The 22,386-nt window shown below is 56.4% G+C and carries 16 protein-coding genes; 8 read left to right on the top strand and 8 right to left on the bottom strand.

Features of this window, described 5'->3' with window-relative positions; translation table 11 throughout:
* Positions 1-271: 271 nt before the first annotated feature.
* From Poly21_RS05315 to Poly21_RS05300, 4 genes are all read left to right on the top strand, one after another.
* On the top strand, positions 272-2,008 hold the full coding sequence (locus tag Poly21_RS05315; RefSeq protein ID WP_146405889.1) for an arylsulfatase: 1,737 nt from the start codon (positions 272-274) through the stop codon (positions 2,006-2,008).
* A gap of 105 nt (positions 2,009-2,113) precedes the next feature.
* Positions 2,114-2,410 (top strand): LssY C-terminal domain-containing protein, encoded by a 297-nt coding sequence (locus tag Poly21_RS05310; RefSeq protein ID WP_367302542.1) that lies wholly within the window; start codon positions 2,114-2,116, stop codon positions 2,408-2,410.
* A gap of 360 nt (positions 2,411-2,770) precedes the next feature.
* Positions 2,771-4,342, top strand: a complete 1,572-nt coding sequence (locus Poly21_RS05305) for a DUF1254 domain-containing protein (protein ID WP_302117649.1) — start codon at positions 2,771-2,773, stop codon at positions 4,340-4,342.
* 389 nt (positions 4,343-4,731) lie between these two features.
* Positions 4,732-5,985 carry an OmpP1/FadL family transporter gene (locus Poly21_RS05300; protein WP_146405887.1) on the top strand — a complete coding sequence of 418 codons (1,254 nt, stop codon included), beginning with the start codon at positions 4,732-4,734 and terminating at the stop codon, positions 5,983-5,985.
* Positions 5,986-6,339: 354 nt separating this feature from the next.
* Here Poly21_RS05300 and gad read toward each other — a convergent pair whose 3' ends face one another.
* Positions 6,340-7,737 (bottom strand): glutamate decarboxylase, encoded by a 1,398-nt coding sequence (gad, locus tag Poly21_RS05295; protein ID WP_146405886.1) that lies wholly within the window; start codon positions 7,735-7,737, stop codon positions 6,340-6,342.
* A 190-nt stretch (positions 7,738-7,927) separates the two neighbouring features.
* Here gad and Poly21_RS05290 point away from each other — a divergent pair, with 190 nt between their 5' ends.
* On the top strand, positions 7,928-8,797 hold the full coding sequence (locus tag Poly21_RS05290) for a hypothetical protein (RefSeq protein ID WP_302117647.1): 870 nt from the start codon (positions 7,928-7,930) through the stop codon (positions 8,795-8,797).
* A gap of 180 nt (positions 8,798-8,977) precedes the next feature.
* On the opposite strand, the gene Poly21_RS05285 is transcribed toward Poly21_RS05290, so the two are convergent.
* Positions 8,978-9,190 carry a hypothetical protein gene (locus Poly21_RS05285; RefSeq protein ID WP_146405885.1) on the bottom strand — a complete coding sequence of 71 codons (213 nt, stop codon included), beginning with the start codon at positions 9,188-9,190 and terminating at the stop codon, positions 8,978-8,980.
* A gap of 538 nt (positions 9,191-9,728) precedes the next feature.
* Here Poly21_RS05285 and Poly21_RS05280 point away from each other — a divergent pair.
* A complete protein-coding gene (locus Poly21_RS05280) occupies positions 9,729-12,020 on the top strand; it encodes a bifunctional SulP family inorganic anion transporter/carbonic anhydrase (RefSeq protein WP_146405884.1) in 2,292 nt (763 codons plus the stop codon).
* Here Poly21_RS05280 and xerC read toward each other — a convergent pair.
* From xerC to Poly21_RS27080, 3 genes are all read right to left on the bottom strand, one after another.
* A complete protein-coding gene (gene xerC / locus Poly21_RS05275; protein WP_146405883.1) occupies positions 11,965-12,882 on the bottom strand; it encodes a tyrosine recombinase XerC in 918 nt (305 codons plus the stop codon). The two genes, Poly21_RS05280 and xerC, sit on opposite strands and share 56 nt — an antisense overlap.
* Positions 12,883-12,965: 83 nt before the next feature.
* Positions 12,966-13,214, bottom strand: a complete 249-nt coding sequence (locus Poly21_RS05270) for a hypothetical protein (RefSeq protein ID WP_146405882.1) — start codon at positions 13,212-13,214, stop codon at positions 12,966-12,968.
* Positions 13,215-13,501: 287 nt separating this feature from the next.
* Positions 13,502-14,062, bottom strand: coding sequence for a hypothetical protein (locus Poly21_RS27080; RefSeq protein ID WP_302117646.1), 561 nt, complete (start codon positions 14,060-14,062; stop codon positions 13,502-13,504).
* A gap of 231 nt (positions 14,063-14,293) precedes the next feature.
* Between Poly21_RS27080 and Poly21_RS05260 the strand changes: the two genes are divergently transcribed.
* Positions 14,294-15,577 carry an LptF/LptG family permease gene (locus Poly21_RS05260; RefSeq protein WP_302117644.1) on the top strand — a complete coding sequence of 428 codons (1,284 nt, stop codon included), beginning with the start codon at positions 14,294-14,296 and terminating at the stop codon, positions 15,575-15,577.
* Between the two features lie 250 nt (positions 15,578-15,827).
* Here Poly21_RS05260 and Poly21_RS05255 read toward each other — a convergent pair whose 3' ends face one another.
* The 3 genes from Poly21_RS05255 to Poly21_RS05245 all read right to left on the bottom strand — a co-directional run bounded on the left by Poly21_RS05255 (position 15,828) and on the right by Poly21_RS05245 (position 20,781).
* Positions 15,828-17,918: an outer membrane protein assembly factor BamB family protein gene (locus Poly21_RS05255; RefSeq protein ID WP_146405880.1), complete on the bottom strand. Its 2,091-nt coding sequence runs from the start codon at positions 17,916-17,918 to the stop codon at positions 15,828-15,830.
* A gap of 86 nt (positions 17,919-18,004) precedes the next feature.
* Positions 18,005-20,278 carry a PQQ-binding-like beta-propeller repeat protein gene (locus tag Poly21_RS05250; RefSeq protein ID WP_146405879.1) on the bottom strand — a complete coding sequence of 758 codons (2,274 nt, stop codon included), beginning with the start codon at positions 20,276-20,278 and terminating at the stop codon, positions 18,005-18,007.
* Positions 20,279-20,427: 149 nt separating this feature from the next.
* Complete coding sequence (locus Poly21_RS05245; protein WP_146405878.1) at positions 20,428-20,781, bottom strand: cupin domain-containing protein; 354 nt, start codon at positions 20,779-20,781, stop codon at positions 20,428-20,430.
* Positions 20,782-21,902: 1,121 nt separating this feature from the next.
* On the opposite strand from Poly21_RS05245, the gene Poly21_RS27075 reads away from it, so the two are divergent.
* Positions 21,903-22,280, top strand: coding sequence for a hypothetical protein (locus Poly21_RS27075; RefSeq protein ID WP_302117642.1), 378 nt, complete (start codon positions 21,903-21,905; stop codon positions 22,278-22,280).
* Positions 22,281-22,386 lie beyond the last annotated feature (106 nt).

Below are 22,386 nucleotides of genomic sequence, written 5' to 3'. Positions count from 1 at the left end.
GTCGCCGTCCTCATTGCGCTCAACCTATTCTTTCATTTGCACATCTCAATCATCGGTAGCCTGGTTTTAACCATAGTCCTATCGCTTGTCATGAGAATGATTCAGCGGTGATGTCGGGCGAGTACCGGATGAGTATTTCGCACTATCTGGTTGGTGGGGAGAGTGAATTTGATAGCGTTGACGAAACCAGTCGGTAGACTTCTGTCCAGCTAATCACGGCTCTCAATCGTTGGGAGCCTGCGGGTTTCCCTTGCTTGACGAGAGTAGTGACATGAAGAACACGCGACGACGTTTCCCTGGCTGGGCCCATGTTGGGCTGGCCGCAATCGTCTTGATAGGATTGAGCGCGCCCGCGTTCTCCCAGGACAAAAAACCCAACATCCTGTTCATCATGGGCGATGATATCGGCATCATGAATGTCGGTGCCTATCACCAGGGGCTGATGGTTGGGGAGACTCCTAACATCGACCGCCTCGCCGCCGAGGGTGGCCGCTTCATGGACTACTACGCCATGCAGAGCTGCACGTCAGGACGCTGTGCGTTCTTCACGGGCATGGAGCCGATCCGCGTCGGACTTACCGTTCCCCAGCTTCCAGGCAGCCCGGCATGGCTGCGTGACGGCACACCCACGATCGCCAAGATCCTGCTCAACCAAGGCTACACGACCGCGCAGTTCGGAAAGAACCACCTCGGTGACCACGCCCAATCGCTGCCGACGGCCCAAGGCTTCCAAGAATACTGGGGCTACCTCTATCACCTCGACGCGATGCAGCAGGTGAGTTTCCCCGATATTAACAAATCGCCAACCGAACAGGGCATCACTCCTCCGGGGCTCAACACTCCGATCGAAGGCCTCACGCCGCCTCCAGGCTCCGTGGACCCGAAGACCCACATCGCGTTGATCCCACCGCGACCACTCATCTCGAGCACCTCCTCGGACGGAACGCTCAAGAACCAGAAGGTCTCCGGCGACGGACCGCTCACGATTGAGCGTTCGAAGACGATCGACGAAGAGATCTCTTCGAAGGTCATCGACTGGCTCGATCGTAATGATCCCAAGAAGACCGACAAACCATTCTTCTGCTGGTACAACCCCGCGCGCATGCACGTCACCACCGTGCTCTCGCCGAAGTATGAAGCCATGATCGGCGAAGTCGGCGGCAAAGACTGGGGTGCCAATGAAGCTGGCATGAAGCAGATGGACGACAATATTGGCTACGTCCTCAAGAAGCTCGAAGACATGGGCGAACTGGACAATACCATTGTCGTCTTCACGACCGACAACGGAGCCGAGGCGATCACTTTCCCGGACGGTGGTGTGACACCATTCAAGGGCCAGAAGGGCCAAGCCTGGGAAGGCGGCTACCGCGTTCCCTGCGTCGTCCGTTGGCCTGGCCATATCAAGCCCGGCACGCTCTATAAAGAGATGTTCGCTTCCTACGACTGGATGCCGACTTTGACCGAGATTGCAGGTGGCCCCAAGGGCGACGGTCTCGACAAGCAGATCCAAGCCGGAAAGTACCCAAACTTCGTCAAGACGAAACTCGCTGGTATCAACCAGATCGACTACCTCACGAACAAGACCGACAAGTCCGCTCGCGAGACGTTCATCTACTACTCCGGTGCCACGCTCTCCGCTGTGCGATACAAGAACTGGAAGTTCTACTACTCGATGGCTAAGCCGGGTCCTGACGGTTGGCTGATGGGTCTCGAAACCTACTCCTGGACTCTGATCGACAACATCAAGCGTGATCCGTTTGAACAGGCGGTCGGCGCTTGGCAGAAGTCGGCAGCGTCCATGCAAGGTGCCCTGGCTTCGCCGAGCACTGCATACGCTTACGATTGGAACCTCCTGCCGATCGGCCAAGGGATCGCACTGCGGCACTTGGAATCCTTCGTTGAGTTCCCGCCGATGCAGGCACCGCCTTCCTACAACCTGGCCCAGGTGATGGAGCAGATCCAGGCTCAGAAGCGGAAGATCAGCAGCTCGGGCCACCCGAGCGACTGATCCAACAACGCCGCTCTGATTAGCCATTTGGGCGTTAGCCTGGGCTGATCAATTTATAGTATTGACGCAGCATTCCGTGACGGCGGTTTTATTCTGCAACTATAGATTTTCATCCCGAAGGGATTTCTCCAACGAACTCGTCATTCGATCAACGAGCGATTGCACCTTCGGTTGTGGCTGACACCGATGCGATTTGAAGGTCAATCGGTGTGGGTGGGTCAGGTCAGTCGCGATATCGGTGCTCGATTGACTTGGCGGACTTGGTGGCTTGATCGGCGTGGTTGGTACAGCTTGGATCGTAATCCACCGTGTAATAACGGGGTGGTGACCATGCAAGGAATCCGTTGGGCGCCCAACCAATGGAAATCCGCACTCGCGATATCGCGTCAATTGCAACGATGATGTTTCTGTGCAGGTTGGAAACCGATCAAGGGTCCATGATGAAAGAGCAGACTTCCGGGTCCGATTCGTCACGCTCTGATTCCACACAATTATCGCTGATTCTTGAACAGCATCGGTCACATCATACAGCTATACTGGCTGAAAAATCGAAGCCCCCTTCAGGCGAAGGCACTTCAACGCAATCGGCCATCTTGAAGGCCAAATAACACGGATTTGCTTTTGAACCACAGGCGTTGGCTCATCACGTGGGCCTGCGGATTCAGCAGCGATACCACCAACTTTTCTAATCCTACAGCCCGAATAAAAACCATGAAAACTGGCAACACTCGAAACGCCCGCAGATTTCTTGCGGGTGCCTTGTTGAGCGCCTTCGCAGCGGCTTCCGCCTACACTCAAACGAGCGTCCCACCATCGGTCACAACGCCGGACCAGGTCGAAACCCGCATTGGCACGCTCGCATTCCATGACGGGCAGCCCAGCAAGGAAACCCTCGAAAAGGTCTATGACCATCTGGACTTCTCACATGCTGTCCGCGCCTTTTCGGATACTCTGCAAGGCGTCAGCATCCATGCCGTCCGCAAGGGTATTGCCAGCGTGGGTGCGAAAGACAACGAGGTCATCGTCTTTTCCGAACTGATGGATGCCAAGTCACTCTTCCTGACGGCCAACGCCGACACGATCTACATTATCGGCGGCCTCGACCTCTCCAAAGGTCCCATGGTGATCGAGGTGCCCCCGCAGGTGCTCGGCACGGTCCAGGACGCCTGGTTCCGCTGGGTCATCGATATGGGACTGCCCGGTCCAGACCGCGGCCAAGGGGGCAAATATCTGATCGTGCCCCCGAACTACAAGGGTGTCTTACCAGCGGGCGAATTTAACGTCGCCCACTCAAAGACCACCCATGGCATCTGGTTTGCCCGCGCATTTCTGCAGGACGGCAACGATCCTAAGCCAGTGGTCGAGCGCATCAAGCAGTTCACCAAGGTCTATGCTTACAATCCCGGCGGTGTCGGCACAGCCATCGCGGAATTTCTGGCGGGCCGGGCCAAACTCGGTCCCATCAGTCCTCCTCCCGCGACGGTATTCCATGAAGGCAGCGGCAAGGTCATGAACACCCTCCCGCCGAACGACTGGACGTACTACGAGATGCTCAACGAAGTCGTGCAGCAGGAACCGGCTACCTCGCTCGATCCCGAGTTGATGGGTCCGATCGCCGCCATCGGCATCGTCAAAGGCCAACCGTTCGCACCCGACGCACGGATGAAGAAAATTCTCACCGAAGCACTGGCTGTCGCCAACGCGACGTCGCGCAGCTTGTTCATGAACCCCCGCGATCGTTCCTGGTACTACTACGAGGACGCCAATTGGCAGAACATGCTGTTCGCTACCGGCTACGAATTCGAGACGCCGATCCCCTTGATCACCAAAGAGGGCGTCAAACCTTTCCCGACGACCGGCTTCCGACAACTCGACGCGCGTGAAGCCTTCTTCTACGGCGTCACCGGAATCACCCCGGCCATGGCCATGCGGTTGCCTGGCATCGGGTCGACATATCTGTGGACAATGGTGGATTCCGAAAACAATTATTGCGACGGTGCGAAGACCTACAAGGTTACTCTGCCCAAAGATATTCCCGCCGAAAAATTTTGGTCTTTCACGCTCTACGACACCATGACCCGCTCGATGCTCGACACGCCGCAGCGATACCCGCGAGCTGGCAGCCAGAGTTACCCGTCGCCAGCTGCGGATTCTAATGAAGACGGTTCCACCACCATCTATTTCGGCCCCGAGCAGCCCGCCGGAGTGAAACGCGGCAACTGGATTCAGACTATCCCTGGCAAAGGCTTCATCCCCTGCCTACGGCTCTACAGCCCGCTCGAACCGTTCTTCAACAAGACTTGGCGGCCAAGCGAAGTCGAACTGCTGAAGTAGCGTGAACTGGCCTGTGGAAATGTGTGCGACCAAGGCCGGCAAACGGGTGATGCCCGTCAAATCTCGTCGCGTTTGGGGCTCATGGGGCACCAGCCTGCGCCAAAACATTCATTTGCAATCTCGGGATTGTCACTCGGTTCATGGAGTCCAACTGACCGCGCACCAGCTCAGACGGACGGAGCCGTCTGGCTACCATTCCGCGAACGACTAAAGTCCGATTCCTCGGGTTGAGCGGGTGGTCCGGGATAAAAGGGCGAAGATCACCCCGCTTGTTCGTTTTGTATCGACTTCACTGGAAAGGCGACATGCAGTGGGTCGATGCTCTGATCAAACCCTACCCAGGATACAGAGCTGGCCGGGGATCACCCACGGGCAAGGGAGTGCCAGGTATGCTATTTAAAAAAAGTTTGTTGATTGCAGCAGCGATCGCGTGTTGTTGCCATGCGATGACGCCCCAGCAGAGTTTTGGCCAGGCATATGGAGTGGAACTCCAGGCCAGCATGCTGCCTGCTTCGGGTGGAATGGGGGGAACCGGTATCGCTCGACCCCAAGATTTGCAAACGACGTTGGCCCTTAACCCGGCAACTCTGTCTCAATTCAAGGGAACACAATTCAGTTTCAGTGGCGGATGGGTGGAACCCACGCTCAATCTGGAAACGACGACGCCTCTCGCCGGTGGCACCATTGAGCCATTTAAAGCGAAGTCACAGCGGCCGGGCTCGATCGTTGGCAATATCGGAGTGACTCAAGACTTCACCGCACTCGGAATTCCGGCCACCGTGGGTCTGGGATTATTGACTGCTTCCGGACTCGGCTCCAACTACAACCAAGTCATTGCCAGCAACGGCACCGCAGCCGAAATGCAGGTCTTGCAGACCGCGATAGGAGCAGGAGTCGAATTGACCGATCGGCTCTCGCTCGGTTTCCAAGGTACCGTCGGATCGGCCTCGATGGACGGGATCTTTGCCGGAATTAGTTCTTCCACCCCCGCCTATAACTTGCGAGCTGCATTGGGGCTGACCTACGAACTTCGAGAGGCAACAACGATCGGCGGTTATTGGCACACCAAACAACAATTCAATTTCGACAACTTCGTTCGCCTCGGCGGTCAAGGCCAGCCCTTCCAAGACTTCAAGGTATCGTTGCCGAACAAGTATGGGCTTGGAATCGCCGATACCTCCCTGCTCGATGGCAAGCTCCTCGTGGCGGTCGATTTCATGTATTTCCGTTGGTCAGACACCGACTTTTTCGGTGCCATGTGGGAAGATCAATTTGCAGTGCAAAGCGGGCTTCAATACACCACCGATCGAGGAGCCAAACTCCGCGCCGGTTATGTCTACGCCGATAACGCCTCGCGAGACATCGTAGCGCCAAGCTTCGGTCCGATCACGCCACAAGCCGGGGTTGATTATGTCCAAGCGTTGTTCCCAAATATCAACCAACATCGGATCAGTGGCGGTATTGGTCTGACGGACATTTTGCCGGGAGTCGATCTCGATCTATTCGCTGGTGGCATGTTCCGTGCGTCCCAGACATTTGGTACCTCCACAGGCTCGGTGGAGAGCTACTGGGTTGGTTTTGGATCGACCTGGCGGTTCGGGCGTGGTGGTTGCAAGCAGGACAGCGCGCCGGTGCATTGGTAATGGTCAGGACCGAATCGGATTCATCCGCAAAACTTACTTGGGTCGTTTGGCGACACACTGCCAAGTCCCTGCCCGGCGGAGATTGAAGATCCATCCAGGTTTATCGGGCTCATCCGACACCTTGCGTTCGTTGCATTTGCACGCCCCTTCTTAACCGCCTCGATTCCCTAAAATCCAGGATAGTCCCGACAAGGACGATCGCATGCTGCCCAGGACGTGATCCCCCAGTTGCGTTGGCAACTCATGAAATCGCCGCACGAGGGGGCGGCACGAGAGTTGGGCGGTCAAACCGTTATTGCTGCCCGTCGTGTAGCGACTCATTCTGACCTCTAGTTTCGCAACACAAGCACCAGCTTAGTGGTGGAAACCGGACGCTTCGTCAGCGGTCATCAACGCGTGCACCGGATGCTTTTCGAAGAAGTCAATCGCACGCTTCATGTCATCGAGCAGGAGACCGGCCAGATCACGGCTGACTCCGTGGCGAACGAGAATCCGCTGGATCACCAAATCTTGGCGGTTGGCGGGCATCGAATAAGCGGGCACCTGCCATCCTCGCGCCCGAAGCTTATCAGCGAAGTCGTACAACGTATAGTTTTCGGCGTATTCGTCTTTCAGTTTCCAGCAGAGCGCTGGAATTCCCTTGTCGATCTCGCCACCATAAAGAATTTCAAAGGGGCCGAGCTTTTCGATTTCACGGGCTAGGAATTGTGCGGTTTCATAACAGGCTGTATGCACCTTGCGGTATCCTTCCTTGCCAAGACGCAGGAAATTGTAGTATTGAGAGACAATAGATCCCCCTGGTCGTGAGAAGTTAAGGGCGAAGTCGATCATATCACCGCCGAGATAATTGACATGGAATACCAAGTCCTCGGGAAGATCTTGCTTCTCGCGCCAGATCACCCAACCCACGCCTAAGGGGGAGAGGCCGAACTTGTGACCTGAGGCATTGATGGACTTGATTCGCGGTATCCGAAAATCCCATACGAGATCAGGTGAACAAAACGGTGCCAGAAAGCCGCCGCTGGCGCCATCGACGTGCATCGGGATGTCGAGCCCCGTCTGCGACTGAAGTTGGTCAAGGGCTGCGGCGACTTCGGCAACCGGTTCGTACTGGCATGTGAACGTAACGCCGAGCGTGGGCACCACGCCGATCGTATTCTCGTCGCAACGTTTGAGCACTTCCTCAGGCGACATAATGAAACGATCATGCTCCATCGGAATTTCACGCAGTTCGACATCCCAGTAGCGGGCGAACTTGTGCCAGCAGATTTGGACCGGTCCACAAATCATGTTGGGTTTGTCGATCGGTTGACCTGCTGCTTTGCGTTTTGCGCGCCAGCGCCATTTCATCGCCATTCCGCTGAGCATGGCCGCTTCGCTCGAGCCGGTGGTTGAGCATCCCAGCGTATTGGCGGCGGCGGGTGAGTTCCATAGATCCGATAGCATGTGCACACAGCGAGATTCGATTTCGGCACACTGCGGGTACTCGTCTTTGTCGATCATGTTCTTGTCCATGCAATCGTTCATCAACGTGCGGACTTCCGGTTCCGCCCATGTCTGGCAGAAGGTGGCGAAGTTTTGTCTCGCGTTCCCGTCGAGCATCAATTCATCACGCACCACGGTGTACACATGACGGGGATCGTGCTCATGCTCCGGCATCTTGTACTTCGGCATTCCAACCGCAAGATCGCTGGACGCGTAAACGTCATCGGCGAGACTCTCACGCACGGACTCTTTCTCATGAAGTGGCATCTATCTATCCTTTACGGCGAAAATGTTAGGTCCTGGAACAGTTCGTTCCGATCGATTGTAGACTACCACCAAGTAGCCGATACGAACCACGCGTCGAGGATCTCATTGACGGCCTCACCGCCGCTTGATTTGCATGGTCCGCACCGGTTTGCTACCGACAGTCGCAACGATCGCTGATTCAGAGTCCACAATGATGAAACCATCTCGGAGTCTCGTGGATGAACGCGGCCCATGGCCATTTATCACCCAGCGAGTCTTCGGCGACTCCGATGGCAGCACGCATATCTGGAGTTCACGACACCACCGCAAAGGCTTGCTCGTTGGCGTAGCAGTGGGGGCGGAAGGATTCGCGTCGACGCTGTGTCGCTGCTTGTGGTCTCCGCGAAAATTGAACTGGTGGATCGGCACGATTTTCGCCACCGGCTCGATGCTCTTTACGCTAGCCAGCCTGCTGGTATTGTCACCAACAGTTGCCCGAGCATTCGCGCTCGATGCTAGAGAGATCAACATCATCTACTTTGTCGGTTCGATCGCATTCACGACAGCGGCCTACCTGCAATTGTTCCAGGCCGCCAATGTGATTCCCCCGAACGTTCATCTCTCTTCATCAACAGCCCGCAGAAAACTCTTTGGATGGCGCCCTGGCGACATCGGGTGGATGAGCAGTGCATTGCAATTCATCGGTACCATCCTATTCAATTTCAATACTTTCGACGCGCTTGTTCCTGGCCTGAGTTGGATTGAGCAGGATTTTGTGATCTGGCTTCCTGACTTTGCTGGCTCGATACTGTTCCTATCATCGGGATACTTGGCCTTCATCGAGACCTGTCATCAGCTTTGGGCTTGGAAGCCGGATAACATTTCTTGGTGGGTTGTGTTGATCAACCTCGCCGGTTGCGTCGGCTTCATGGTGTCGGCGGTGCTTTCCATTGTCCTGCCCGGTTCACCCCATCCTGAAATCGCGTCCATCGCGACTGCATTCACACTTCAGGGCGCGATCTGCTTCCTCACCGGATCGCTGCTGATGTTGCCAGAGATGGCAGTCCACTCCGAGTCCTAGCGGGACCGTGAAATGGACGTACCCGTGTTCCCACCGAATTCTCGACAAACATCTGATCCCGTATGCCTGGTGCTGTCTCAGTCAAATGCATTCGAATGGATCGATGCGATGCGAAAGACAAGCTCAGAACGCACGCCCCGACAAACCGGCCATCACTCTGCGGCTATCACTCTGCGGCTATCACTCTGCGGCCATGGGCACCTGCGGTTCATCAACTCCGCCAGGCCGCACCGCCTCATCCAGAGACAGGACGTACGCGCCCATCGCCAACAACATCAGCACAATGGCGGTCCAAAACCGCCAGTCGTGATGGATCTTTTTCCCTGATTTTGCGGAGTGATCTGCCGCCTGGGAGTGATCATGGCCGTGGTTGGGTTGGTTGTGTTTGGACATGGAGGTAAGGATTCCTATTTAAAATATTTCTCATGATCGACGACTGTCACAAGGCAAGTCAGCAGCTTCGTGTATTCTGACTGCAAAGTACAGGTGGGAACCTTCGGGGATGGCCCTGTGGTTCTACTTTCCCTCGGTGGCAGGGCCGAGTAGAATCCTCCCTGTCTAGTCTTCCTTTCGATGGCAAGAATGCTGCGTTTGACACCTTCAGCCAGTTGCTTGTCCCGAGTCCGCCGCGTGATGTTCTGCGGGTCGAACGTCCAGCTGAGCATCAACGATTTATGTATTTCCTTGAGTGATCGGGGGGCATTGTCAGAGAAATGGATCGCTGGCCCCGATTCGCTGTTAAGATCGCGATACCCGTGATTGTCTTGGTTCACTTCGCAATTCTTGATCGTGATACCAGCGTGATCAGCGACGAACTCGCAATGCACGCACGGAAGCTTCGTCTATCCACTTGTCTTCGTCGCAGGTGTTGCGTGTGCACTCATCCAGGCACCGGTACAGCTGATTCCCCTCTATTCCAGAATACCGATCCATGACGACACACACCCCGCCAACTTCGACCAGCACCCTCATCCATGATTTGGTCGCCGGTTTAGTTGTATTTCTTGTCGCCTTGCCACTCTGCCTGGGCATCGCACTGGCGTCTGGCGCTGAGCTATTCTCGGGCCTGCTGGCGGGTATTGTCGGTGGGCTGGTGGTGGCCGTCATCAGCGGTTCGCACACGAGCGTCAGCGGCCCCGCTGCGGGCTTGACCGCGATCGTGGCGGCGCAGATTGCGACGTTGGGGTCGTTCGATGCCTTCCTACTGGCGGTCGCCATCGCCGGGCTGATTCAAATTGGTTTTGGAATCGCCAGAGGCGGCGCGCTCTCCGCGTTCTTTCCCTCCAGTGTGATCAAGGGATTGTTGTTTGCGATTGGCGTGATCTTGATCCTGAAGCAAATACCGCATGTCCTCGGTCACGATCTAGACCCCGAAGGAGACATGTCGTTCTTCCAATTCGACAAGGAAAACACGTTTTCGGAACTGTTTGCAACACTCGCGGGCAGCATCCACGTGGGTGCGATGGTGATTGGCCTATTGTCGGTAGCGTTCTTGCTTCTGTGGGATCGTATCGAGGTGCTGAAGAAGTCCTTGGTCCCGGCACCACTCTTGGTCGTCTTAATGGGGGTTGGCTTGAGCGTATGGTTCAGTGGCTGGGGCGACACGTGGTCGATCGGTACGAACCACCTCGTTGAGATCCCGATTGCGAAGAGTTTATCGGAGTTTGCTGGTTTCTTGACGCTCCCCGACTTCACGCAGTTTAGCAACCCATCGATCTACCTCGCGGCCATTACCATTGCCGTTGTTGCTTCACTGGAGACACTCTTGAATCTCGAAGCGGTCGATAAAATCGATCGCCTAAAACGAAACTCACCAGCGAGTCGCGAACTGGTCGCCCAGGGCTGTGGCAACCTGGTCTGCGGACTGATTGGTGGATTGCCCGTGACGTCGGTCATCATACGCGGGAGTGTGAACGTCAATGCAGGCAGTCAGACAAAAAAATCTGCCTTTTTTCACGGTCTGTTGCTGCTGCTCAGCGTCGCACTGCTGCCGCAATATCTAAATATGATCCCGCTCTCAGCACTCGCGGCGATTCTGCTGGTGACCGGTTTTAAACTGGCCAGCCCGACGTTATTTCGACAAATGTGGGACGAGGGGCGGTATCAATTCTCTCCGTTCATCGTGACGGTTGTTGCGATCGTGTTGACGGATCTTCTGATTGGCATTTTGATCGGGTTGGGAGTCGCAGTGCTGTTCATCCTCAACAGCAACCTGCGCCGCCCCATTCGGCGTACGGTGGAACCTCGACTGGAAGGCGACGTCACCTACATTGAATTGGCAAATCAAGTCAGCTTTCTTAATCGCGCGGCGATTCAAAATGTGGTCGATGATGCCAAACCAGGAAGCCGCTTAACGATTGACGCAAATCAATCCGATTACATTGATCCCGACGTGCTGAGCCTCATTCGCGACTTCGCCCATACGACTGGGCCGGCGCGGGGTGTGTTAGTGAACCTGGTTGGATTCAGATCCAAATATCACGTCAAAAACGAGGCGCAGTTTGCCAATTATACGACCCGCGAGGTGCAGGATAGCATCACACCTGACCAAGTGATTTCCATCATGCGAGAAGGCAACCACCGTTTTGTCAATGGCAATCGACTGAGTCGCGATTTGCGGCGGCAAGTTGGCGCAACAGCCGCCGGTCAAAATCCGTTTGCCGCCGTCTTGAGCTGCATCGACTCGCGGGTCCCCACCGAACTGGTCTTTGATCTTGGCGTGGGCGACATTTTCAGCGTGCGAGTGGCGGGCAACGTCATCGGCACGAAATCGCTCGGCAGCCTTGAGTTTGGCGTCGGGGTGGCAGGAGTCAAACTGGTCGTTGTGCTCGGCCATACCCGCTGCGGAGCGGTGACCTCGTCGGTGAACCTCGTCTGCAATAATCAGGATGCCGAGAGCATGACCGGTTGCGAACACCTGCAAGCGATCGTCAACGAGATTGCACCGAGCATTCAGGGGCACTCCGCCGATTCCCTCGGTCGTCTCGCCCCGGATGAACTGGAGACCTACGTCGATGATGTTGCTAAACGCAATGTCCTGCATACTGTCGATGAAATACTCCAGCGCAGTACCGTTATTCGCAAAGCGGCCGAAACCGGTCAGATCAAAGTGGTAGGTGCCATGTATGACGTCAAAACTGGCGTAATCGTCTTCCTCGGAGATGAATTCATTGAGCCCGAGGGTGCGCCTGCTCATAAATCGCACGAAGGTTCACCGCACTAACATGCGTGTAAATCTGAGTGGTCGTCAACGATTTGTGCCCTAGCAGTTCCTGCACGCTACGAATGTCAGCACCCCGATCGAGCAGATGGGTGGCGAAGGAGTGCCGCAGAGTGTGCGGACTGGTGCGGGTATCGAGTTCGGCCGCAGCGATGTACTTGTCGAGCATCCGGCCAACACTGCGGGTGGTCAAAATATTGCCGAAGCGATTGACAAACACAGGCGCAGCCTGGCCTAGCATCTCCGCCTTCGCCGAACGAGTGCGCCGCGCCGCATACGTGCGGATCGCTTCAATGGCGTAGGAACCCAGGGGGCTGATCCGCTCCTTGCGGCCCTTCCCACGCACGCGAGTAATACCCTGTGAGAAATCGAGGTCGCCATCCCGCAGCCCCACCAATTCGCTGACTCGCAGTCCAGCCGAGTACATCGTTTCTAAAATCGCTCGGTCGCGCAGGCCCGCAGGATCGTGCGCCGACGGGGCCGTCAATAAACGTCCAATTTCGCAATCTGAAAGCACCAGCGGTAGCTTACGATTTTGACGTGGATTGCGCAGCGGCTTAGCCGGATTCGTTTTCGTGGCACCCTCGCGCATGGCGAATTTGAAAAAACTCCGCAGCGAAGCGAGTTTTCTCGAAATCGTACTCTTGGCGTAATCCGCTTGCTGCAGAGCGGATTGGAACTGACGCAGGTGGGATGGTGTCAACGCGTCTACCGACGTGCCGACATCATCGCTGCCGCCGATCCATTGAGCGAACCCGATGAGATCTTCCCGGTAGGCTTTGATCGTCAGGTCCGAAGCGTTGCGCTCAGTGGCCATGTATCTCAAAAACCGAGTGATCGTCGTCGAAAGAGAGGCGCGCGGCATGATATGGCTTTCCCGTAGAACAGGCGTCAATCCCGTCGAGGCAGGCAGGACGCCCGCCCTACGCTCGGATCTGAGACCCGATGCTATGCGAAATCATCCATCGAGATACTGTCGAACTCTTCGCTAGCACCGACTTCGTCATATTCGGTGAATACCGATTCGCGAATTTTACGAGACAACATGGCGGCGTCATACCAAGAGAAATCCAGCTCAGGATTGGCAGCAAAACGCGCGAGCTGCCGCAGCGTCTCGTCACGATTGTCATCATCGAACAAAAAGATGAATTTCTCTTCGCCTTTGACTAGGGCCAAAACGTTGACTTCCTTTTCCATCTTGTCTCTCGTCCTGAGTAGGGGGGGCCGGCGCCGGGGAGGTTGCCGCTGGTACTGATCTATCGGCACTTCGTCCGTCTTCCGATGAGCCCGCTTGGACTGGGAAGCCGCACAGCAGCCAACATTTCCATAGCGGTAGCCTGACAATAGGCCGGACCGTCACTACCCAACCAATCGCGACAGCCTTGCGGACCAGCAACCTCAATCTTTCCGCGTTCCGATATCTCAATCGAAACAGCGTGCCGAATCGGCGCACCACTGTCCCAGTGACTAAAGGTCGGTGATACTCACGGGCGCGGGCGATCCGGCCCGGTAGCAATACGCGTCTCTCCGAGCATCGATTCGTCAAAATATCCTGTCGGCGGGAGACGGACCGGACGGAGAGGTTTTTGTGTGAGCCGTCCGCTATCCCGACGGACTGCGTTGAACGGCTCGGGAATGAAAGCTGACCGGTCGGGGCCCACATGCACGCTCGGCGTGATACTCGGAACGACGTCCCGTTGGCGATCTGAATCCGCAGATGTGGGACTGACCGCGTATCGTGGATTCGTCGATCCATTGCGGGCATGGTCTCGAGAAAGATCAGCCCATCGGCTCGGCGAGACGACCGCATGCGACGCCGCATCGGCCTCCGGCCGAGGTAATCGCAGTCGGACCGAGGAGGTCAATGTTGCTGGAGGCATCGGTGTTGCAATGGTGTCCAGTACTGTCCTCGGCGACCGCGGCAGTTTCTCATCGGCGATCAGCGGATTCCCGCACGCGAAACACATCGCACCACCCAAAATGGCGCGAGTCAACACCATCTTGGCGCGTCGACAGTGACAGGCGGGCTGCGGTGAATGATTCATGAACAATGACCTCAGGTGACGGCACGAACCTCGGCGGTTGCCTCAGTGCTTTCATCTCATCGGATGGAGTCACACGCGGGCCGTGCCGATTCTGCCGATTGTCCTGGTTGATCACGAACTGCCCACGGAGCGACCCGCAAAACCCGCACAGATTAACGCTCTGTCGCTCGAGGTGGAGGATTTGCTACGACAAACCATTCATCGCGATCACCTTTGGGATCTCGTGCCACCGTGTTTCACACCCAAGACGTGAAACATGTGACTGAGCCGATCGCGTTGGCATTCCCACCATCATTCCCCACGCCCACTCATTCGCTCGTGATTCCAACCCGACTAACGCGTACGATATTGTGGGAGATTCTCCGAATCTTTGTGATCGCGTTGGTGGTGCTGACGACCATCATCCTATTGATCGCCGTTGCCCGTGAACTGATCCGCAAGGGCCTCGGTCCGATGGCAGTTTTGCATCTGCTGCCCTTCGCGATCCCGATTTCGCTGCAACACGCTGTGCCGGCAACAGCACTCTTTTCTGTCTGCTGCGTGTACGGCCGAATGGCAGCCGACGGTGAAGTCAGTACCGTCAAATCATCTGGCATTTCGCCACTGCGCCTGCTACAGCCCGCGCTGGTGTTTGCGGCATTGCTCAGTCCGTTAGCGGTTTTCTGTAGTGATACGGCAGTCTCATGGGGCAAACCTGGAGTGAAACGGGTGGTGCTGTTGTCGGTCGAGGACATTGCCTACAAGGTGCTCGAGTCTCAACATTCATTTACATCGGATCACGGATTTTCAATCCATGTCCGCGAAATCAAAGATCGGCGGATGATCTCCCCGACCGTGGTCGTACGCGGACGCGGCGACGAGGCATTCGAGGTGACGGCGAGCGAGGGTCAACTCGTCATGGATGAAGAGCGTCAAGCGTTGGTACTCAAACTAGTCGATAGCAAAGTCGTTCGGGGTCGTGGCTTCGGTGGTACTTTACCAGGCGAGTCGACGTTCGAAATTCCGCTGGGCAACACGTTGGCTGACGAAGATCCATCCGTTAAAAGCCCCAGTGAACTGCCCCTGCGACTGATCCGCCGGCAGAAATCACATCAACGCGAGGCCACCCACGCGGCTGTGGGCCAATTAGCAGCATTCACGGGTTTTGCCCTTATACAATCGCGTCCCGAGACGATTGGAGGGTCCAAGGCCCAAGGCATCCATGCGGCACTCAACGCCAGTCAAACTCGATTGACGCGTCTGAAAACCGAGCCCTGGCGTCGCTGGGCCGAAGGCTTCACCTGCTTCTTTTTCGTCTTTGTCGGCGCCCCGCTGGCGATTTTGGCAAAGACCAGCGACTACTGGACCACGTTCGGCATGTGCTTCCTTCCCATCATCTTAATCTACTACCCCCTGTTTCTGTTGGGCCTGGACCAAGCAAAAACAGGCGATCTACCGCCCTATGGAGTATGGACGGGTAATATCGTGCTGGGGAGTATCGGCGCGGTGCTGTTGGTGAAGGTGCGTCGGTACTAATACCTCCCCGCAGCGAACCGGAGATACCAGTTCGCCACATTTGCCAATCCGCCAGCGTTTTACCGGTGAACGCGGGACAATGCCCGCGATGTGCGACGGATGCCCCCACGTGCCAGTACATTGCCTGCAAACACGACCTCACTCCGGCACAGGGCTGCGCGAGCCTGCCCCCTGCCCTGCCCTGCCCTGCCCTGCCGACAAGTCAAATGAGAAACTGACATGTCGGTAAGACGTCAGGCACCCGACGGGCTTATTCCTTCGGGAGCCCGATCGCGAACAGTTTATCCTTGGTGCTGATGAAGATGGTTTCATCAGCCGCCACGGGGGTGCTGTACACGCTGCTGCCCATGTTTATTTCTTCCATGGGTTCTTTGTTCTCGGCACCGAACTCAAACACGCAAACGTCGCCGTCCTCATCACCAATGTAGACTTTGCCGTCGGCGATAAGGGGACTACCCCAACTCTGGGCGAACATGTCGTAGGTGAAATGGACGATCGGGGTGCCGTCGGGGCTGCCCTTAGCATCGAGGCAGTGCAGCAATCCGGAGAAGTCGGCGATATACAGCACGTTGTCCTTGATCGCCACCGTTCCACAACTGCGGTGCATCTCTTCTTCGAAGTCGATTTCGCCATCGTCGTTTTGGTCAGCGAGAGAATAATGCCACACGACGGCCGAGTTGGGATTATCGACCGCGGCTTCGCCCTTCTCAGGCTCGACAGCTTGAATGCGTTTGCGCGGGATCGGGGTGCGTTCGCTGCCTTCAATCTTGACGGCAAGTTGCGGCGAAACGTCACCTCGCTTGGTAGGATCGATACACCATAGGTGACCTTCACCTTCACCGTGTTCTGGGTCCTGGCCAACGGCGACATACACCAATCCGTCATAGGCAACGGGTGTCGCGATCAGGTTGTTTCGTGTGCCTTCGCCGCCGAGCACCCATTTTGATGTCTTGGGGTTGCAATCGAATTCCCACAGGGCCTCTGGGTTTCCATCCTTGCCGGCATCGGCGCGGAAACTATAAAGCACGCCATCGCCGCCGCAGAACAAGACTTGAGGTACGCCACCCAGCACTTCAACTGTGGGACTGGACCACTGTCCGTGCAGGATGTTGCCGCCGGGCGAACGATCCGTCCATAACACCTTGCCGGTGTCTTTATTCATGCAGATGAAGCTCGGGGCTTCTGGGGCGGGCAAGTTGATGTGCGACTCATCCATCCCGTTGCTCGTGTTGACGAACAGCAGATCGCCATAGGACGTCACGCTGCAGGAGCACATGTTGTGCTGACTGACACCGAGTTCCTCCATCATATTGAATACCCAGATGACGTCTGCATCTCGCTTGTCATCGACACCCAACATCTTGAAGACGGAGATCTTCGGCCCCATCAGCTTGATCGATAGATCGCGTTTCACGCCACCGAAGGTGCCGGTTGCCTTCCACGCTTTGCCTTCGGCAACCGACTCAATTTTCACGTCGTCGCTCGCTTCGCTACCCCCATCGGCAATCAGCTTCCGCAGGGGCTCACTGAGCTCGCCCTCGCTGAGCATCCGGAGAGTGTCCTCAAAGTCGCTGCTATCTCCACTATCGACGAGATCAGCCACGCGGGCTGGCTCAGGGTCGACGATGCCGTCATCTTCATCGTCGTGAAAACCTTCGGTGTCGGCACAGCGAACTTCCCCGCGACTGGTCACAAACCACATCCGATCGCCTTCAACCAGTGGGGCACAGCAGAGTCCTTGCAGGGGCCAGTCATGGACGCGACCAGTAATCAATTTTTCACTGCTGTGCTGCCACAGAAAGTCGCCTGTCGACTCGTCAAAGGCAAGCATGCAACCCAAATCGACGTTCGATGGATAGCGTTTGAGGTACCCGGCACCGTTATTGGTGCCCACGAATACCTTCCCATCGGCCACTACCGGGTTGCCATAGGTTTGGCTGCCGAGTTCAGAGAACCAGCGAATGTTCTCGGCGTCTTCGCTATCCCACTCACCGGTGCGGCGATCGAAATCGCCCACGTTCCAGGACTCCGGCAAGTTCTTAACGTTTGGTACGTTGTTGCGAACCCGCGTTCCGCCCCATTGAGGCCACACTTTGCCCTCACTGAGCACTTTCTCAGGTTGGATAAATTCTTGCACAGCGTTGTCCGTGGCACTGCCGTCGTCGGTATTGTCTTTCTTGGAATCTTCGACGTCGGGACCAGCAGCCGGGGTGCTGACCAGAGTCACAGGTACCACCATGCTGACTGGCGGGTTGCAACCCGCGACGAGCACCGTCGTGATCGCCCCCAGCACAGCGGACATGAACATCAATAACAAAGCTGTAGTTTCAGTACGGACCATATCGAAGTGGGGAGGTGAGGGAGAGGGACGGGGGTTGGGAGAGGGAAGCTGGAGAGAACCAGCGGCTAGAAACGAAGAACGAGACGCTAGTTTTCGGTGACTTCGAGATTGTCGATCGCAAATTCGGCGACCTTGGCATTGCCATACAAGCCAGGACTGGCCGATAGAACTGGAGAATCATCTTGAGCGGTGATTGTCCATTCCTCAGGCTCGTCCTCGCCGCGAACCCAGACTTTGCCTTGCAGGACTGCCACGGCGTTCTCGCCGCTGCCTTCGATCTGGGCTCGTAACTTCATGCGATACCAACGGTTGGGTTCCCAAGGGAAATCAATCGTTTCCGCCATTCGCAATTCAGCCGCCCAGCAGCGGATCTGCAATTGCTGGCTGTTGCCCATTAGGTCCAGGGCGTAACCGCCAGCGGTCAGGCCGATGTCGGGCATCTGGTCGCCATTGCGTTCGGCGCGAACATCAGCGGAGATCGTGTAGTTGCTCAATTCGCTCGATCCCATCCAGGCGCGACTGCGCGCCCCCTTGGGAATCGTGCTGACTTTGACGAGGGCCTGAGAACCATCGACGGTGCGGATCTGGTGCCGATATCGAGCACCGACCCACGACAGGGGCGGGTCGGTAAGGTCGTCAAAGGTGAACTTCCATGGCAATGGCGGTACAATTCGCACGCGTGTCGAACCGCTGACATCGCCGACCGAGGCGGTGATCGTAGCGGCTTCATGGGCCGCATCGCTGTTGGCGGTGAACGTCGCACCGTCGACACTGCCCGGACCACTGACCTCGTAAGAGATTGCTCCGGCCTCTGGGGTGGCCAGGGGCTGGCCCAAGGCATTGAACAGACGGACCGAGATCTCAGCCGATTCGCCGGGCTGCAACAACAATTCCGCGGGCACGACAAGCAGCTCAGCGGGATCGGGATGTTGCTCCGTAGGAGTTTCACCGACGAGTTGTGCGGCCAAACTCACAGGCTTTTGAGTCGCGGTTTCATTGCCCACGCAGTACAGGGCCGATGTACCCTGAAAATACAGTTTCGCGTCGGCGAGAATCGGCGACCCGTAGAACGCTTCATCCCGCAGTCGACCCTTGTTGAGAAACTCAACTCCATCGTCTGTGATTTCGAGAATCGCCCAACGCCCGTTTTCAGTCAGGGCATAGATCTTTCCATCAGCATATAACAGGCTGGGCCACTGTTTGCGGTCCCCAATCGCGATCCGCTCGGCGATCATGTCGCCGCTGGCGGCGTCGATCACCCATAATTTGCAGCGATCATCGACGACGTAGAGTCGACCATCGACAATAATTGGAGCACTGCGGCCGACGACCAACTCCTCCAGTTTCCAGAGTTCCTTCGCCGTCGTGTCATCGCCGGTTCCCGAAATCTCCAGTGCCGCGATCGCTCCCATCGAACGGCCGGTTACGTTTTCTTCGCTATGGCTACAGTAGACATGGTTGCCGTGTACCAGGGGCGTCGCGAACAGTCCGCGGCGCGATAAGTCGTAGTGCCAAAGAGCTTTCCCGGTCCGCGGCTGGAACCCCCAAACGGCACCATCCCCGACACCCAAAATCAGTTGCCGCTGGCCGTCTATCGTCGCCAGCGTCGGCGCGGAATAGGTGGTGTCATCGGGTAGATCGCGAGTTCCTGAGAACCACACGACTTCGCCGGTGAGTTTATCCATCGCAATCAGCCGGTGATTCGGCTTGGACGCCTCGCCCCAGTTGATGATGACACCACTGATGATCACTAAGTCTTCGTGAATGACGGGGAAATTCGTTCGCCCACCATAGGTGCTGAGCATGCCGAACTGCTCATGCAGCGGTTTGCTCCAGATCGTTTCGCCAGTCTTTCCGTTGATGCATAGGAATAGGTCGCAAACGCCCAGCACGTAAACATTCCCGGATTCCGGGTCAGCCACCACACTGCTCCAGCCCACACGCGTGTTAGGAACATCCGACATCCACACGTTGAATTTGTTCTCCCACAATGTTTCGCCGGTCTCCGCGTCCAGGCAAACAACCATCTGTCCTTCGTCAGCGGTATCGCGATCCGACCTCGTGGTCATGTAGAGACGTCCGTCCATGACCACGGGAGTGCTGCGGCCACCGAGGTCCTCTCGCTTCCACAAGAGATTGCTGCCATCGCCACCATCGGCATCCCAGTCGTCGACCAATCCTGTCGCCTCGGCGGTGCCATCAAAATTGGGCCCTCGCCAATACGTCCAATCCGCGTTCGGATCAGCCACGGCAACGCCGCTGAAAACGCACAACAATACTGCACTCAAACAAACAGGTATCAAGAATCGACCCCCATCAGGGCCTGCGGGGCGAGTGATCGTCACGGTCTGGTGGGACATCTATGAAACCGGGGAGAGGGGAACGGCGGTGGGAGATTTCAACAACAGGGCTGACTCCCCATTTTAACGGCTAGGCAAATCGATCGGGAAGTGCCGATTGCTCTCAGAGTACGGATTTGGCAAAACAGTTTGTCGGATCCCCATCGGAGCTACGCCTCACCAAGAACTTCGTCGGTGGGATCGAACTCGGGATGACAAATGATCAGCACCCGCATCTCGCCAATCGCTCGGTGAACGACCCCTGGGGGAATCGCGACCAGCATCAAGGGGGACACCGGTGTCCGCACCCCATCGAGCTCAATGGCCGCATCATCGTCGCACTGCAAGATGACGTAAATCTCGGTGTGATGCTCGTGATGATGCCGATGGGCGCTGGCCACGATGTCTGTCAAATGCACCGTTCCAGGGAACTCGGCAAAATCGCTCAGGGCTCGACGAGCCGACCCACAGGGGCAGGCAACCGGAGGAATCTCGGTCAAGTCGACAATTTGCGGCTGAGCCATGGAAAGCGAACGATCGGGAAATGGCAGGCGATATGAGTTTCACAGGTCGTGAAACGGCGGGAATGGTAGTCTACACCGGTTGTGCGGATTATGGAAACAGCTTATCCGCTACTACGCAATTGACCTGCAGTTTAGGTCGAAACAATACAGCCGTAAAAACTTAACAAGCGTGAAAAAAGCGGGCCTTCGCCTATTTTTAGAACCAAGCCTCGCCGATATCTCCTTGTGTCCAAGGGAAGCAACACAGCTCACTCAGCTCTAACGAGCCTGCGAGCTGCTAGTAAGTCGCCCGGGACAGACCCAAATGTGCTGACAGCGGATGTCGGCGCTAGACAGTACACAAATGAAATGAGTGACAGCTGAGAGAATCATTCGAAGACATCTGTCTTCGAAACGGTTAGGTCAAAGTGAACTGAACGAAGTCAGCGGGCCGGGTGTCCGCACCTGGTTCGTAGGTGTTCACGAAACGACTTCGGGAAATGATCGTCGGCGACTTCGTCCGACGACCGCGTCCCCCGGTCACCCAACCGTTCGATCGCTCGGTTTCGCAAACTCACTTGGTGAACTGCGTTTCCAATCCCGCAAATTTCTAGAGAGGGAGATTGATCTCCATGAAGCGGACAATCCTAACATTGACGATGGTTTTGGCGAGTTCAGTTTGTAGCCAAAGTTATGGCTTCGACCTACTCGACCGAATGCTGGGCATGAAAGGCTCTGGCAGCTCGAGCTCGTGTTGCGAAGCACCATGTGACGATAATATCTGTTGCGAACCAGCCTGTGGATGCGAATCCACTGGCTGCGGATTGACAAGCTGCGAACCGGCCTGCGGCTGTGAATCAAAACGCGAATGCTGCCTTTCGGGCTTGTTTGACCACGGCAAAAACGAATGTGGATGCGAATCCGCATGTGAGTCGCCTTGCGAACCTGCCTGTGGCTGTGAGTCGAAGCACGGTTCTTGCCTGACGGGTCTGTTCGACCACGGCAAGTCGGGCTGCTGCGAACCAGCATGTGGATGTGAGTCCACTCCCTGTGTCGATACCAGCTGCGGTTGCGAAACTGTCTGTGCCGATCCTTGCTGCGACAGCCAAGGCTGCGGCAGCAAGAAAGATTGCTGCGGCGGATTGCTCAGCAAGCTGTTCAACAAGAAGAAAAGCGGTTGCTGCGACGCTCCTTGCGAAGTTGCTTGCGGTTGCGAAACCGTCTGCGAAGCCCCAGCTTGCGATAGCTGCTGCGGCAGCAAGAAGAAGTGCGGCCTGCTGAGCAAAATGTTCGGCAAACTCAGCTGCAAGAAAGATAACTGCTGTGACGCTGGCTGTGACGCCTACACCTCGACCGATTGCGGTTGCGGAGCTCCAGTAGCGATCCCTTACGCAGCACCTGTCCAAGCTCCTGCTGCTGAACAATCCGATGCCATGCCACCTGCTCCTATCGTGGACCCAAGTGCCAGCATCTCCCGTAATCGTCGCGTCATTCAGGCCAGTGCCAGCTACGCTCGCTAGTGGACTCGTCCACTAAAAAGCGAAAGTAACACTGCGTCAAACAGACGTGACCACAACAACGCCCCAGAAGAAGGAAACTTCTCCTGGGGCGTTTTTTTTTGTTGAT

The sequence above is a fragment of the Allorhodopirellula heiligendammensis genome, assembly GCF_007860105.1.
Taxonomy (GTDB): domain Bacteria; phylum Planctomycetota; class Planctomycetia; order Pirellulales; family Pirellulaceae; genus Rhodopirellula; species Rhodopirellula heiligendammensis.
The sequence above is the reverse complement of the archived record's forward strand: the minus strand, read 5'-3'. Positions and strand labels throughout refer to the sequence as shown.

Coding starts and splice junctions, on each gene's coding strand:
- Poly21_RS05245 (WP_146405878.1), bottom strand. CDS start 20,781: ATGGCTCAGCCGCAAATTGTCGACTTGACCGAGATTCCTCCGGTTGCC.
- Poly21_RS27080 (WP_302117646.1), bottom strand. CDS start 14,062: ATGAATCATTCACCGCAGCCCGCCTGTCACTGTCGACGCGCCAAGATG.
- Poly21_RS05255 (WP_146405880.1), bottom strand. CDS start 17,918: ATGGTCCGTACTGAAACTACAGCTTTGTTATTGATGTTCATGTCCGCT.
- xerC (WP_146405883.1), bottom strand. CDS start 12,882: ATGCCGCGCGCCTCTCTTTCGACGACGATCACTCGGTTTTTGAGATAC.
- Poly21_RS05280 (WP_146405884.1), top strand. CDS start 9,729: ATGACGACACACACCCCGCCAACTTCGACCAGCACCCTCATCCATGAT.
- gad (WP_146405886.1), bottom strand. CDS start 7,737: ATGCCACTTCATGAGAAAGAGTCCGTGCGTGAGAGTCTCGCCGATGAC.
- Poly21_RS05290 (WP_302117647.1), top strand. CDS start 7,928: ATGATGAAACCATCTCGGAGTCTCGTGGATGAACGCGGCCCATGGCCA.
- Poly21_RS05315 (WP_146405889.1), top strand. CDS start 272: ATGAAGAACACGCGACGACGTTTCCCTGGCTGGGCCCATGTTGGGCTG.
- Poly21_RS05300 (WP_146405887.1), top strand. CDS start 4,732: ATGCTATTTAAAAAAAGTTTGTTGATTGCAGCAGCGATCGCGTGTTGT.
- Poly21_RS05270 (WP_146405882.1), bottom strand. CDS start 13,214: ATGGAAAAGGAAGTCAACGTTTTGGCCCTAGTCAAAGGCGAAGAGAAA.
- Poly21_RS05285 (WP_146405885.1), bottom strand. CDS start 9,190: ATGTCCAAACACAACCAACCCAACCACGGCCATGATCACTCCCAGGCG.
- Poly21_RS05250 (WP_146405879.1), bottom strand. CDS start 20,278: ATGTCCCACCAGACCGTGACGATCACTCGCCCCGCAGGCCCTGATGGG.